This window comes from Geofilum rhodophaeum, assembly GCF_002210225.1.
GTDB classification, from domain to species: domain Bacteria; phylum Bacteroidota; class Bacteroidia; order Bacteroidales; family Marinilabiliaceae; genus Geofilum; species Geofilum rhodophaeum.
On the sequence record NZ_MWUJ01000001.1, the window covers coordinates 132,662 to 146,392 of the forward strand.

The window sequence follows — 13,731 nt, forward strand, 5'->3', positions numbered from 1 at the left end:
ACCATCAATAACTCACCAAAAACCGAAGATCGGTTTGTGCCGGCCGGGGGTTTTTAATCCACAGGCATTTTGCCTCTTGATCGAGCAACCACCCTGCCGCCCCGCGCTGAAAATCCGACCAGCGTTCAAAACGCTCCAAGCGTGCTACCGACCGACCCAGCGTAGCCAATACTTCGCGGGGAAGGTCGCCACGCATCAGCTGCACCACCAATGGTCGTCCGCTCTTTTGTTCCGCCCATCCCGGAATCACCAACTGAAAATATTCCATGGTATTGGAAGTCAACACCTCGGCGGGCTGTGCAGACTCTCCATACCAAAGAAGGCGTCCTGTAAGACCCGGAAACACGCATAAATAAAGTGACTTTTGTTCCTGCGCATGGTCAAACAAGGACCTTCCGGACAAGGGCAAAACCCCTCCGGCCTTAACGTACAAGGGAAGCCTGGCCGAGGGGATTTTTAGTGTACGTCCCCCCTCCAGTCTTTCCCCGGTATAATAATCGTACCAGTTACCTGGTGGTAAATACACCTCCGCATCCACTCCTGCGGCAGCAGAACCGGGGGCAACCAACAACTGTCCACCCAGGACATATTGTCTTCTCCAATGAAGCGCTTCTTCATCTTGTAAATAATGCAAATACAAGGGTTGAACCGCAGCCACAGCGCCATTTTGCTCCGACCGGGCCAAACCCTTCAGCCAGGGTGCCAGCTCTTCCTCCAGACTGGGAGCTTCCTCAAAATAGGGCAGTGCACCTTGCGATACAGTTGACTGTTCCCAATTGCTTAAGGCCTCGGTCAGTGACTTCAAATCGGGGAAACGCCCCAAATCGGACTGGAAAAAACCAGCGCTCGCCTGACCCGCTTCAAAATGCAGCTCGGTTAAGCTTTTTGATTTCGACCCAGATGGAGGCGAGAACACCGAAGTATGCAAACCGTGTCGATCTACCTCCAGGCGCAAATCAGCGGTTTCGACTACATAATTGCGCCCTTCTCTGATCAGAGAAAACTCCGGCCCATCTTCCGCTCCATCCAAAAACCAAAGAGAATCGCTCACCTGCGTGGGGGTGCCTCCTTCATCCAAATAAACGAAGCGAAACAAACTGCTGCTCAGCCAATCAATCCGCAAACTGCCCGCGCTGCCATAGAAATGCACGGAAGACTCCGACTGCCAGGGTTCTTCCTCCTTGCAGCCGAACAGCAAAAAAATCACCAGCAATATAAACAGGCCCCTGCTCATCCTTTCATGGTTTTTTACCGCAACCCCTACTCCATATAAAACACCTCTTCGAGCGGGATGGTAACCGGAGAGTTGTCTTCGTTCACCTCCATAATGTCGGCCATGTGGTCCCACCACTTTTTTACCACCGGATTGTCGCCCATATCCTGGGAGGAACTATCCCCCTTCTGTTTCTGAACGCCAAAAAGGATATTGGTTTCTTCATCCAGGAAAATGGAATAATCGTACACCCCGGTATCCTTAATCATTTGAGCCAACTCGGGCCAAATGGCATCGTGTCGCTTCTTGTACTCCTCGCGGCAACCCGGCTTAAGAAACATTTTAAAAGCAAATCTCTTAATCATAACCTTTGTTTTACAATTACTTAACAGTCTCGGCAGCACCAATAAAATCGGCGAGTGCGCCAGCCGGATACTCATTCAGCAGGTATTTATTCAGGGGGTTGCCCGGGTGCTCACGAATGCCCTCTACCACCAACGATGCGGCTAAAACGGCACCTTCGGCTGTGGGGTGGGTATGGTCACGGGCAAAGAACAGCACATCGGTGACCTTATCGGGCCCCAGGGCGTTCATGGCATCGGCCAACTTATGATTCAAATTGATGAACATTACGCCCTCCTGCTCGGCCACTTCACGCGCCCACCCCCCGTAAGAGGCATCGTTATAAGGTATTTTACCTTCCTCGTTCCACGAATTTCGGGGAATGGGAGCAATAAGGACTGGTGTTGCCCCCTTATCGCGGATTTCCTGCACGTACATGCGCAAATAGGCCCCGTAGGAATATACCGTTTCCTGCTCCCCGGTCAGAATGTTGTCGATGAGCTCGGACTCGTCGCCGGTTCCGCGAATGGTACCCCGGGCACGGGTGGAATCATTAAGGGCACCGGCATCGTTGTGCCCAAACTGAATAAAAACAAAATCGCCAGCTTTTAAACTATCGAGCGTAGGTTGCCAAAGGCCCAGTGTGCGATAGGTGCGACTGCTGGTGCCTCCGCGAGCTACATTCACCACCTCTACCTGCGTGGAGTCGAAAAAATAAGCAAAAGGGGCGCCCCAGCCCCATAGGCCACCGTCGCCACGCCCCTGCCCGTTCTTAACGGTAGAATCGCCAATGGTGTAAATCACAGCTTTAGGCTCCGGATCAGCGGTGCAGGCCAGCAAGGCTACAGCGGCCAGACCGGCAAAAACAAGATTCTTAACAAATTTCATTTTTTTCAATTTAAGTCATCGACAGTACGAACTGTCCTTATTCTATTTCAAACTTTAGAGACACGGGCTCAAGACCCTCGCCAGATACCTTTAACTCAAAACTGCCGCTATCGCCTGTGGCACGAACAATGGCCATGGCCTGTCCCCGCGCGGTGCGACGTTGGGGACCCTGAAAGGACTCATGACTGTCGCGGGCCCCGTTGTCCACACCCAATAACTCCCCATTACCCAGCACTTCAAAAGTCAGCACCTTATCGCGATTGGGAGAAGGGATGCCGTTTTCATCAACCAATTGCACCCGAACCACACTCACATCGTCGGGCGAAGCGCTTAAGGTACTTTTGTGCGCCGCAGCGGTAATGGCTACAGGCTGCCCGGCGGTTTGCATTTCATGAACGGCAACCACCTCCCCTTTGTTGCGGGCAACCGCTTTGAGCGAACCGGGCTGAAAGGTCAAACGATAACGCACCGGAGAGGCATCGTCTGGACGCTGCTTAACGCCCAGCGACTTCTCGTTATGAAAAACTTCCACCTCCTCACAATTGGTGTAAATCTCCAAATGCGCTTCATCGTAGGTATCAAAATCGGTAGGCGTCCAGTCATCAACCAGACCACCCTGTCCGAGGTGGTGCTCACGACGGAAGACATGAACCATGGGGGTTTCTGACCACCAACTTTGGCGTTCGTAAGTACGGGGTTTGGCAAACCCTGCCCGGTCAAGCAAGCCAAAATCATGAGACACCTCCGGCCAGTCGGCCTCTCCCAAATAATCGTAGCCGGTCCACAAAAAATGCCCGGCAATGGAAGGATTATCGCGCCAAATCAGGAAGGCCTGTCGGGTATGTCCGTTCTCTGTGCCAATTACTTTCCAATCGGGATTGGCTTTAGAAGCCTCTGCCAACTCATTCTCCCGGTAATTCTGACCCACTACATCCATCATTTCGGCAAAACCATTCTGATAAACCCCGGCCTGATTGGGACGGAAAAGTGCCATGGTAACCGGACGCGTACCATCCAGCTCATGAATCAGGTCCTGCTGCTTTTTATAAGTCTCAAATCCCTGCTCGTTGTTCAAATTATCACGAATTTCGTTGCCAACGCTGATGATGAATATGGAGGGATGATTGCGGTCACGCAAAGCCACCGCCCGGGTGTCTGCCTCCCACCACTCATCAAAATAAAGCTGATAGCCGTAATCGGCATTGTTCTTCCGGGCCCTCCAGGTATCAAAAGTCTCATTCATCACAAAGAAGCCCATGCGGTCGCACAAGTCCAAAAACTCGGGAGCAAAAGGGTTGTGTGCCGTACGAATGGCATTGATGCCCAGCTGGTGCAAGCGCTCCAAACGCTCTTCCCAAACACCCAAGGGCACGGCGGCGCCAACAGCGCCACCGTCGTGGTGCAAACAAACACCTTTAAGTCGGATGTTCTCCTCATTCAAAAAGAAGCCCTTAGCGGCATCAAAATAAAACGAACGAATTCCAAAAGGCGTGCGCAAGGAATCTACTTTAACTCCTTCTACCCAGACTTCGGTCAGACTCTCATACATACTCGGGGTGCTCAGCGACCAAAGCGCAGGGGCCGACACCTGAAGATCCTGCTCAAAAGTAAAGCGCGCTCCGCCAGCAACACTTTGGCTCACTTTGTCTTCGGCCACCAGACTGCCGTCCGGCCCCAATAAACTGCTTTTTAGTTCCACCTCTGCAGCCTCACCTCCATTAACGAGGGTGGTCTGCACACTCACCCTAGCGGCATCCGGACCCACCTCGGGAGTGGTCACAAACACCCCATTCTCCTCAACATGCACCGGCTCGGTAACCACCAACTTCACGTTGCGATAAATACCTGCTCCGGTGTACCAGCGCGAGGCAGGCTGTAAGCTATTGTCGAGCCGAACAGCCAAAACGTTTTCTTTTCCGTAAAGCAGGTGCGGAGTAAGCTCGTAACGAATGCCCACATACCCGTTGGGTCGATGCCCCAAATGTTCCCCATTGATGTACACAGCGCTGTTGGCCATCAAGCCGTCAAAATGAATCCACACTTTGCGGCCTTCCGCCGAACGCGGAACGGCAAAGCTTTTGCGGTACCAGCCAATGCCGGCAGGCAGATAGCCCCCACCTCTGCCGCTGGGGTTATCGCGATTAAATTCACCCGCTATACTCCAATCGTGGGGAAGGGTAACCACCTGCCAGTCGCCATCACTAAAACGGGCCGCTTCGGCCCCTTCGGCCTCACCCTGGAAAAATTTCCAATTGTCGTTAAACGACGACTCAACCCGTCCGTCCGGATAATCCGGTGCGGGTGCTGAACAAGCCGTAAGCAGTGCTAAAACGAGCACCGATACCCCAAGCCAAAATTTTTGAAATAATTTCATCATTGTATGTTTATAGTTTGTTACTGATCCTTATTCGGGCATATAAACCACCGGTGCCGGAGGGGGAAAATCCATATCTCCAGCCATATAATAACCTGGATGCGGCGGCTGATTGTACGACGAATTTTGCCAACTGATGGCTGCCCGATAAACGGGATCGTGCATCAGGGTATACAAACGATGCCTGGTAGGCATGGTGGTGGTGTACACCCGAAGCGCCGCATTGTCGTCGCGACGCAAAACAACTTCCTCGCGCCAGTCGCCCAGCAAATCGGCCTGCAACACCGGAGTGGCCTTGGTTCCATTGATGGAGTTGGCCCCTTGGGCATCCAACAAAACGGTACTGCTGTTGTTGGTAATGCTCCACTTTTCTATTCTTCGTCCCGAAAGCAGCTCACGACTCAGGTCGCCGTCCCACCATACAACAAAGTTCATCGAACGCGGTCCACGGCCCACCCGCTCACCGGCCATGTTAAAGAGTCCCATCCCATGCGTACCCCAAAAGTGAAAACCGGGTACCTCGGGATCAATTTCAGCGCCTACCCCACGACCTACATCGTTGGGGTTACGGTGGTTGAACAGGAGTTCTCCGCTATGGGCGTGTCGCAAAGAAAAACCATGTCCGCCACTCTCATGCGGCATAAAAATCTGCGGGTAGTCAAAATCTTTAAGCATATAGGTCACATGCGTAGCATCTCCATGCCCCATACCAGTGGTGTGCATACCTGTGCCGTCCGAGGCAATAACGGCCGATCCGGTAACAATATCGTGCTTCCCGTCGCCATTGGCATCAATTACATGTATGGAGTGGTTGCCCTGACCCGCATAAGCTTCGTTGCCGGGGGTATCCGAATCGAAAGTCCACCTGCGCGTCAATTGCCCCTCGCGCCAATCCCATGCAGCCATAGTCAAACGGGTATAATACCCCCGCTGAAAAACCGCCGAAGGTCGCTTCCCGTCCACATAGGCCACAGCGGCATTGTAGCGGTCGATCCGATTGCCGTAGCCATCTCCCCAATCGCGCACCCGGCCACGCTCGGGCCAATAAGCCTCAGTAGCCAGCTCTTTACCGGTGGACCCGTCGAAAACCGAAACATACTCCGGGCCTTCAATAACGTAACCCGTCTCGTTGGTGTAGTTGATGCTGTGGTCGGCATCGGCTGCCGCTCCTTTTGAAATATAGGCCCCTGTACCGTCGCGAGTTCCCGGTGCGGTCTTCACCATTACCTCAGCCCGGCCATTGCCATCAAAGTCAAACACCAAAAACTGCGTATAATGGGCACCCGACCGGATGTTGGGTCCCAGCTCTATGCGCCACAAATGCGCTCCTTCGAGTGTATAAGCATCTAAAATGGTTTGATCGGAAATGCCCCGGTGCGAATTATCCTTGGCATTACGAGGGCTCCATTTCACCACCAAATCGTAGCGGCCGTCTCCATTCAAATCTCCTGTACTCGCATCGCCGGGCGTATATTCGCCGCCATTGGAACCCACTACAGGGCGTTGCAGCGGAATATCAAAATAGCCCGCAGACTCCCCTTCGGTTTGGGTCAGCATTAAAAAACCTGCTTCCTGCTTCTTTTTCTCCTTACCCTGCACCACCGGTCTCAAACGGTATTTGCTGTCGGCCTTTGCTCCGGCATCCCAGTAGCTGGTTGCGTCCACTAAAGGTGCGGCATTAATTTTCTTTCCGTCTCTATAGATGTTAAAACCCAAATCGTAGGGCTCGTCGCCCAAAAGCCGCCACGATAAGTAACAGCCGCTGTCCTTTACTACAGCCACGGCTCCACGGTCAATTTTCTCGACCTGCTTTTGTGCCGAGACTGTTGTTACCAGCCCCAACAGACAAAGCATCAACCCCAAGCTCCTCCATCTTTTACCCATAGCACACATTTTTACAATAAATTCAAAATTACGCAAGTCTGACTTAAGCATCAATGCACAAACTGGCAAAACTTTTTAACTATTTGATACAATTAACAGCATTCTTTTGCGCTAAAGACAAAAGGCTGTCTCCCCAAAGAAAACAGCCTTTTGAGACCTTGACAAATCAGGTGGAATTACTTTACCTTATCGCCATTAACTACTACATTCTTCATAACAAACCCATCCACCAAATGCTCATTAATCTGAGGATCTTTAGCCTCCAGGTTCAGATTCTCAAAGGTGAAATTGGAAAGACGGAAATCAAAAGCATCAATAGCCCCACGCGGATCGGCAGTCTCCACGCGGAACACCGTATTGCATTCCAGGTTAATGTTACGCATGGTAATGTTGCTGGCATAGGACATAATCACGTCGCGTCCTTCGCCCAAATCGAAAAACTGGGTCCAGGGACGAATATACAAGAAGTTGCCTACATGGCTGCCCTCAATGTCTTCAATGAGTACATGCTCATAATTTTGAGGCGTGTCGGGGCGCATCTTTAACCAGAACAAGCGCTGGGCGTGATTGATTTTTATGCGACGCAAAATAATGTTCTTATTGTGAATGGATTCACTACCAAAGGTTAGCGCGCCGTGACAAAAACCATAGGTGCAATCCTCAATCAGAATATTATAATTACCTCCATTATCGGGATTTTTATCGGCGTCCACACCTTTGCCTCCTTTGAGTGCAACCGCATCGTCGTTAACCGACATATAGCAGTCCTTTATCAGAAAATTGGAGCAGGCATCAATATCCACAGCATCGGAACTGGGGGCTTTCACCGGCTCGGCCGGTGAAGTGATGGTGAGTCCCAGCAATTTCACATTTTCACACTTGTAGTAATGCGAAGTCCAAAAAGGCGAATTCATCAAATGCACACCTGAAAGCTGTACATTTTTACTGTTGGAGATGTAAACCAAGCGGGGCCGCATTTCATCCACATTGGTGCAATCCGGATTAAAAGCCCTGCGCAGCCAAAAAGATTTCCAGTAACGCAAGCCATTCCCGTCGATGGCGCCCTCGCCCGAAATGGTGAAACCATCAAGACCATCGGCATTAACCAATGCAGCGAAATATTTCCTGCTTTGCCCTTCAATGCGGGTCATCAACAGTTCAAAATTACTGATGTCGTCGCTGCCCTTTAGTTTTCCACCTTCTTCTACATGCAAATGGGTGCCTTGTTTAAAAAAGAGCGAGCCACTCAAAAAAACTCCCTTTGGAACTATAATCACCCCGCCACCGTTGGCATGAGCCTTATCAATTACCGCTTGTATGGCTTCTGTTTGAACCAGCGTGCTGTCGTTGATCACCCCATGTTCGGTCAGCCGATAGTGCGTCCCCAGGGTATGGATATCTGTCGGAACAATCTCCTGAAACCAGGACGACATGGGCGTCCCATCGGGCCAAACCTCCTGCTTTTTATCCTTTTTCTTGCTTCCAAAGGCCAATGCAGGCAGCAGCATCAGCATCACAACCAAAATCTTCTTACTCATCATACCATAGTTTTAGGTAAGTAAACAATTACGCTGTCTCTGCAAATTTGCTATAATTGGACGAGAAAAACAAGCTTCTTGTTTATACAACCTTTACTGCTTTACAAAGCGGGCACTGAAAACCTGTCCATTTTCCCACACCCTGAGAACATACACCCCTGCACGTAAATCGCCAAGTTCAAGATCGAGCACCCCATTCTGAAGAACCCCTGTTTTAAGCTGAGCCCCCAACAAATTAAAGACTTCAACACGCGCCGTATATCCAGCCCCGCCCTTAAATACGATATGGGCCGTCTCCCGAACCGGGTTGGGGTACACCTCCAGTCTCCTCTCCGGATGCGGCTGCCGGGTCACACTTGTCCCCGTGTCGGTGTAACGTACAATTTCTATATTGGGCACCGGTGCACCATCGGGAAAATAGTAGCCGACGTGCGCCGGTTGATTATAACCCACATTTTGCACAGCCACAGCCATGCGATAAACAGGATCATGCATTAGGGTATAATTCTTCCTTTCGGTAGGAAACCAGCTGGAGAAGATCAACAAAGCCTCATTACTGTTCTCCCTATATACCACCTCCTCGCGCCAGTCGCCCATAATATCGGCCACCAAATTGGCGTCGTTTTTTGTATAATGAATGGTTGAGGCCCCATAATACCATGAGGTCAGATGCCGCCCGCCACTGTAGCCGCCATTAATATTGCCCCCGTTGCGCAAGTCCTTTTCAATATCGCCGTCAAAGTACAAGGGCTGGTCGTAGGCATTGTATTCGGTACTCAGCACAAAGCCCGACTTATTAAAATTACCCAACCCAATACCTACAGCCTCTGAACCCGGATAGCGGGGATCTACATCGGCCGCCCAGCCCCGTCCAATGTCGTTGGGACTGTCCACCCGCCATAGAATTTCACCGCTGCCGGCTTTGCGCATCGAAATCCCATGCACCTTGTCTTCATGTGTCTGATAATACTCCAGTCCTTCGACAAAGGGATCGTGATCGGCCAAGGCATGCGAATCGCCATGCCCAAACCCTGTACTGTACAAGCCGCTGCCATCGTGGTCGATGGCGGCTGCACCGTAAATGTACTCGTCGTTGCCGTCGTCATCCAAATCGCCAATAACCACACTGTGATTACCCTGAGCAGCATAAGCGCCGTTGCCCGGGGCATTGCTGTCGAAAGTCCACACCCGCGCCAGTTCCTCGTTACCATCCCATTTGTAAGCGGCCATACCAACACGTGTATATACCCCACGCTGGAAGACCAAGAGCGGTCCGTGCTCCAAAGTATAAAGCACGCCACCTTTCAGGGAACTGGCACGATGGCCGCGGTCGTCTCCCCAGGTGGCCTCATGCTGACTCACCGGGCCCAGTTGCGGCCAGTGCTCCGCAGTCGCCAGCTCAGCCCCGGTAAGTCCGTCAAACACCGTAATAAACTGAGGGTCCTCCATCAGGTTGCCCGAAGAGCGGGGCAGCACCAAATCGCTGGGATAATCGGCAGCGGGACCTTTATCAATGGCCTTTCCGCTTCCGTCAATGGTACCGGGGCCCGACAAAAAAGCAACTTCTGCCCTGCCGTCCATATCCAAATCGTAAACCATGATGTTCAATTTGGCAGTAGTCACATTAGGGCCACCATGGATGCGCCAAAGGTGCTTGCCGTCCAGATCCACGGCATCCAGACAGGAATAGGCACCGCTACTCGACTCCCATTCATAAACAAACTCATAACGGCCATCGCCCGTGAGGTCCCCAACACTCATGTCGCCGGGAACAAACTCCACGCCATCTACAACCGGAGCCGGAGGCAGCGGCACCCGTTTCAAGGGCACATAGTCCCTTCCGGGATTGGCAACCGGTGGATACAAGGGCCACACTTCACTTTCGGCCGACAGTTCATTTGCAGCACTTTCTGAAATGGTTTCCACCTGATAAAAAGAGGCGGCACTGCCGGCAACATCCATATAATTGGTCTTTGTAGCAATGGGCGCAGCGTTAATTTTTTCTCCATCACGGTAAATATTAAAGGCCACATCTTGCGGATCGCTGCCCACCATGCGCCAAGACAAAAAAATGCCGTTACTGGTCTCCAGGGCCACCAGGCCCCGGTCGAGGTACTCCATAGGGCGCTGCGCCGAAAGCGACCACTGAAAAAGACCCTGCAACAAAAACAAGCTCAGAAAAAAGGAAAACACTTTCATTTTCATAGATATAAATTTAAGGCAAGTTTACAGCCTAAGCACTGAATCCCGCCCATCATTTTGTTGCAAAAATCTATCATCTGCCCCCGAAACACTACAAACCCAGCAAAAAACTTTCGGCCTTATTCATAAAAAGATTATGCCCTTGATTATTTAAGTGCGCCGTATCATCAACACCTTGAAAATACTTTTGTCTAAAGGCCGCATCCCAAACATAAACACCGCTGTATTTTTGGGCATTGTAAATCGGAATGGAGAATTGCCCACAAACCTCCTCCATAACCGCAGCAACCTCAGTGAAGTTTGGACGAGGAACCCGCCAACTCGTATAGAAGGCAATTTTTGCGGACGGATACTTAGCGATAAGCCCTTCGCACAAAAGTTTCAACTGCTCACGAAATTCCTCCAGGCTTCCCAACCTATCGAGGTTATCTGCATCGTTATGACCTGCAACCACCAACACATAGTCGGCCGAATCGCTCATCTCGGAAAAGCGCTCAACGATGGAAGGACCAAAACCTTCCGCGCTGCGATCAAAAGCAATACAATTCCCATTACGCCCATAATTATTATAGCTCATCTCGTATTTATCGGCAATTTTGGCATGCCAGGTCTCCGCTACAGGGCGCCGATGATTTTTTACGTAACTGTCACCAATTATGTTCATGGTTTTCCCGTAAAGGGGTGACTTTTGGATTAACTCCTGCTGGCCCCAAAAAGGCACAGTCAACATCCACATAAAAAAAGCAAATCTAAATCTCTTCATCTTATTCTTATTTTTAGTTTTAAAACATCCTAAGCTTCCCCATGCTATTATCGCCTGCGGTAAGCGGTGGGCGACATATCCATGACTTTTCGGAACTGCCTCGAAAAGTAAAACTGATCATCAAAGCCCAGGCGACCGGCGATTTCGGCCACCGAAAGGTTTTGCTGATCCAATAAGCGACAGGCCTCCTGCATCTTCAGTTGAATAAAATAGGCAATGGGCCCCTTGCCCATTCGGGCCGCAAACAAGCGAGAGTAGTGCGAAACAGAAAGACCTGCCGCAGCAGCCAGCTCGGGCAGCCCAATTTGTTCATTAAGCTGTTCCAGCATAAAATGAATACTGCGACTCACCGGATCGTCCTTCAGCGGCTCATTGACAGCCCTGAATTGCACCAAATGCGTAAAAGAGGCCAGCAAATGTGGCAAAAGCAGATTAACATACTCTACCAACTCAGTACCAAAACCCTGCCGAAGGTTATAAAACACCTCATTGAACAACTGCAGGCGGTCGCGCACCCGTGAATGAGAGGAACGCTCTACAGACACCGGCACCAGAAAAGGACGCGCCAGGCACGCTGCTTTTCGTCCCGAAAAATGAATCCAGTAAAGCGACCAGGGCCGAGACTTATCTGCTGCATAAGCATGGGGCGTACCCTCCGGAATAATAAAAAAGTGATGGGCAGGCAAGGGAATGCGCCGATCATTCAGCACGATTTCACCCCCACCCTCCACATTATAGAGCAAAATGGTTTGGGCCACCCCTTGTGGCCGCTCCCGGTAATGATGCAAAGCCTGGGGATAAAAACCAATATCGGTCAGGTACAAATCGCCACAAAGTGGCGAACAACGCACCCCGTCCAACACTCTTTCAGGAATAACATAACTCTGTTGACCGGGAAAACCATCTTTTTTCTTCATACACAAACCACAGGTATAATGAATAAACCTTATTTGCCACCGACCACCCAATACACATAAAAAGCCTGACAAACAAGACACAGATATGCATAAACACCAATACGGCATACCACAAATATGATAAAATTGTGCATATTATAATAAAATTGTTCATTCTAAACATGCGCACTTGCCCTTATTTTTGAACAACAAAACTGAAACAGCATGACTGCAGTCCGTTACAACCAACCTTTCATCCTTGGCATCACCCTGGTATCTGCCCTGGGGGGACTTCTTTTTGGCTACGACTGGGTAGTGATTGGAGGGGCCAAACCCTTTTACGAGCGCTTTTTCGAAATCACCCACTCCCCTTCACTGCAAGGCTGGGCCATGAGCAGTGCGCTGATTGGCTGCCTGCTGGGGGCAGTCGTTTCGGGATGGCTGGCCGACCGCTTTGGACGAAAGCCCTTGTTAACCACGGCGGCTGCTTTATTTACCCTCTCGGCCCTGGGCACCGGGGCGGTAGACAGCTATACCCCCTTTATCCTGTTTCGTGTACTGGGAGGCTTGGGCATCGGAATGGCCTCTGCCATTTCGCCCATGTACATTGCTGAAACGGCTCCCGCCGCTTTCAGAGGCCGTCTGGTGTCGGTCAACCAACTGACCATCGTCATCGGCATCCTTGCCGCTCAAATCACCAACTACCTCATTGCCGACACCGTAGCACCCGGCGCCGGGGATACCGACATTCAGCTTTCGTGGAACGGGCAATGGGGCTGGCGCTGGATGTTCTGGGCCGAAGCCTTTCCGGCTCTTATCTTCCTGGGACTGTCCTTTCTGATTCCTGAGAGTCCCCGCTTTCTGCTGAAAAAAGGACACCAGGCCAAAGCCGCCACCCTGCTCGGTCGCATAGGAGGTAGGGATTATGCCCAAACAGAAGTCCGGAACATACTGAGCTCCCTGAAAAAGCAAAGCGACAAAACGGAGCGCCCCCAAAGCACCTTACTGAGTAAAAAAATACGTCCGGTACTGATATTGGGAATCGTACTGGCAGTATTTCAGCAATGGTGCGGCATCAACGTTGTTTTTAACTACGCCGAAGAAATTTTCGTCGCCGCCGGCTACACCGTCAGCGACATGCTCTTCAACATCATCATTACCGGCACCATCAATCTGGTTTTCACCCTCGTGGCCATGCGTATGGTCGACAGTCTGGGGCGTAAAAAACTGATGCTGCTGGGGGCAGGGGGACTCACCCTCATCTATTTTCTCTTGGGGGGCAGTTATCTGCTGGGACTACAAGGCATCGTTATTTTAGTGTTGGTGTTGTTGGGTATTGCCACCTATGCCATGACCCTGGCCCCGGTCACCTGGGTCATCTTGTCCGAAATTTTTCCCAACCGCATACGGGGTGCCGCCATGGCAGTGGCCACAACGGCCTTATGGGGAGCCAGCTTTCTGCTGACCTTCACCTTCCCCTTCCTGAATCGCCTGTTGCAAGCCGGGGGCACCTTTTGGCTCTACGCCTTTATTTGTCTCCTCGGCTTTTTATTCCTTCGTAAAAAATTGCCGGAGACCAAGGGAAAGACCCTCGAAGAGATTGAAAAACACATCCACCAATAAGCCAAAAC

At 51.1% G+C, this 13,731-nt stretch carries 10 protein-coding genes; 1 reads left to right on the forward strand and 9 read right to left on the reverse strand.

Features of this window, described 5'->3' with window-relative positions; genetic code table 11:
• Window positions 1-4 precede the first annotated feature (4 nt).
• From B4W65_RS00465 to B4W65_RS00505, 9 genes are all read right to left on the reverse strand, one after another.
• Window positions 5-1,234, reverse strand: a complete 1,230-nt coding sequence (locus B4W65_RS00465) for a TIM-barrel domain-containing protein (protein ID WP_088653144.1) — start codon at window positions 1,232-1,234, stop codon at window positions 5-7.
• 26 nt (window positions 1,235-1,260) lie between these two features.
• Window positions 1,261-1,578 (reverse strand): L-rhamnose mutarotase, encoded by a 318-nt coding sequence (gene rhaM, locus B4W65_RS00470; RefSeq protein WP_205741183.1) that lies wholly within the window; start codon window positions 1,576-1,578, stop codon window positions 1,261-1,263.
• A gap of 16 nt (window positions 1,579-1,594) precedes the next feature.
• Window positions 1,595-2,443: a rhamnogalacturonan acetylesterase gene (locus B4W65_RS00475; RefSeq protein WP_088653145.1), complete on the reverse strand. Its 849-nt coding sequence runs from the start codon at window positions 2,441-2,443 to the stop codon at window positions 1,595-1,597.
• Between the two features lie 37 nt (window positions 2,444-2,480).
• Window positions 2,481-4,820, reverse strand: coding sequence for a glycoside hydrolase family 2 TIM barrel-domain containing protein (locus tag B4W65_RS00480; protein ID WP_088653146.1), 2,340 nt, complete (start codon window positions 4,818-4,820; stop codon window positions 2,481-2,483).
• Window positions 4,821-4,847: 27 nt separating this feature from the next.
• Complete coding sequence (locus B4W65_RS00485) at window positions 4,848-6,701, reverse strand: rhamnogalacturonan lyase (RefSeq protein WP_205741184.1); 1,854 nt, start codon at window positions 6,699-6,701, stop codon at window positions 4,848-4,850.
• Window positions 6,702-6,877: 176 nt separating this feature from the next.
• Complete coding sequence (locus B4W65_RS00490) at window positions 6,878-8,242, reverse strand: rhamnogalacturonidase (protein WP_088653147.1); 1,365 nt, start codon at window positions 8,240-8,242, stop codon at window positions 6,878-6,880.
• 90 nt (window positions 8,243-8,332) lie between these two features.
• Window positions 8,333-10,444 carry a rhamnogalacturonan lyase family protein gene (locus tag B4W65_RS00495; RefSeq protein WP_088653148.1) on the reverse strand — a complete coding sequence of 704 codons (2,112 nt, stop codon included), beginning with the start codon at window positions 10,442-10,444 and terminating at the stop codon, window positions 8,333-8,335.
• An 88-nt stretch (window positions 10,445-10,532) separates the two neighbouring features.
• Window positions 10,533-11,204, reverse strand: coding sequence for an SGNH/GDSL hydrolase family protein (locus B4W65_RS00500; RefSeq protein ID WP_088653149.1), 672 nt, complete (start codon window positions 11,202-11,204; stop codon window positions 10,533-10,535).
• A 47-nt stretch (window positions 11,205-11,251) separates the two neighbouring features.
• Window positions 11,252-12,121: an AraC family transcriptional regulator gene (locus B4W65_RS00505; RefSeq protein WP_158522738.1), complete on the reverse strand. Its 870-nt coding sequence runs from the start codon at window positions 12,119-12,121 to the stop codon at window positions 11,252-11,254.
• A gap of 204 nt (window positions 12,122-12,325) precedes the next feature.
• Between B4W65_RS00505 and B4W65_RS00510 the strand changes: the two genes are divergently transcribed.
• Complete coding sequence (locus B4W65_RS00510) at window positions 12,326-13,723, forward strand: sugar porter family MFS transporter (protein WP_088653151.1); 1,398 nt, start codon at window positions 12,326-12,328, stop codon at window positions 13,721-13,723.
• The last annotated feature ends 8 nt before the right edge of the window (window positions 13,724-13,731 follow it).

What these genes read in the sequence shown, in the direction of transcription:
- B4W65_RS00480 (WP_088653146.1), bottom strand. Translation starts at nt 4,820, where the DNA reads ATGATGAAATTATTTCAAAAATTTTGGCTTGGGGTATCGGTGCTCGTT.
- B4W65_RS00505 (WP_158522738.1), bottom strand. Translation starts at nt 12,121, where the DNA reads ATGAAGAAAAAAGATGGTTTTCCCGGTCAACAGAGTTATGTTATTCCT.
- rhaM (WP_205741183.1), bottom strand. Translation starts at nt 1,578, where the DNA reads ATGATTAAGAGATTTGCTTTTAAAATGTTTCTTAAGCCGGGTTGCCGC.
- B4W65_RS00490 (WP_088653147.1), bottom strand. Translation starts at nt 8,242, where the DNA reads ATGATGAGTAAGAAGATTTTGGTTGTGATGCTGATGCTGCTGCCTGCA.
- B4W65_RS00500 (WP_088653149.1), bottom strand. Translation starts at nt 11,204, where the DNA reads ATGAAGAGATTTAGATTTGCTTTTTTTATGTGGATGTTGACTGTGCCT.
- B4W65_RS00495 (WP_088653148.1), bottom strand. Translation starts at nt 10,444, where the DNA reads ATGAAAATGAAAGTGTTTTCCTTTTTTCTGAGCTTGTTTTTGTTGCAG.
- B4W65_RS00475 (WP_088653145.1), bottom strand. Translation starts at nt 2,443, where the DNA reads ATGAAATTTGTTAAGAATCTTGTTTTTGCCGGTCTGGCCGCTGTAGCC.
- B4W65_RS00465 (WP_088653144.1), bottom strand. Translation starts at nt 1,234, where the DNA reads ATGAGCAGGGGCCTGTTTATATTGCTGGTGATTTTTTTGCTGTTCGGC.
- B4W65_RS00510 (WP_088653151.1), top strand. Translation starts at nt 12,326, where the DNA reads ATGACTGCAGTCCGTTACAACCAACCTTTCATCCTTGGCATCACCCTG.
- B4W65_RS00485 (WP_205741184.1), bottom strand. Translation starts at nt 6,701, where the DNA reads ATGGGTAAAAGATGGAGGAGCTTGGGGTTGATGCTTTGTCTGTTGGGG.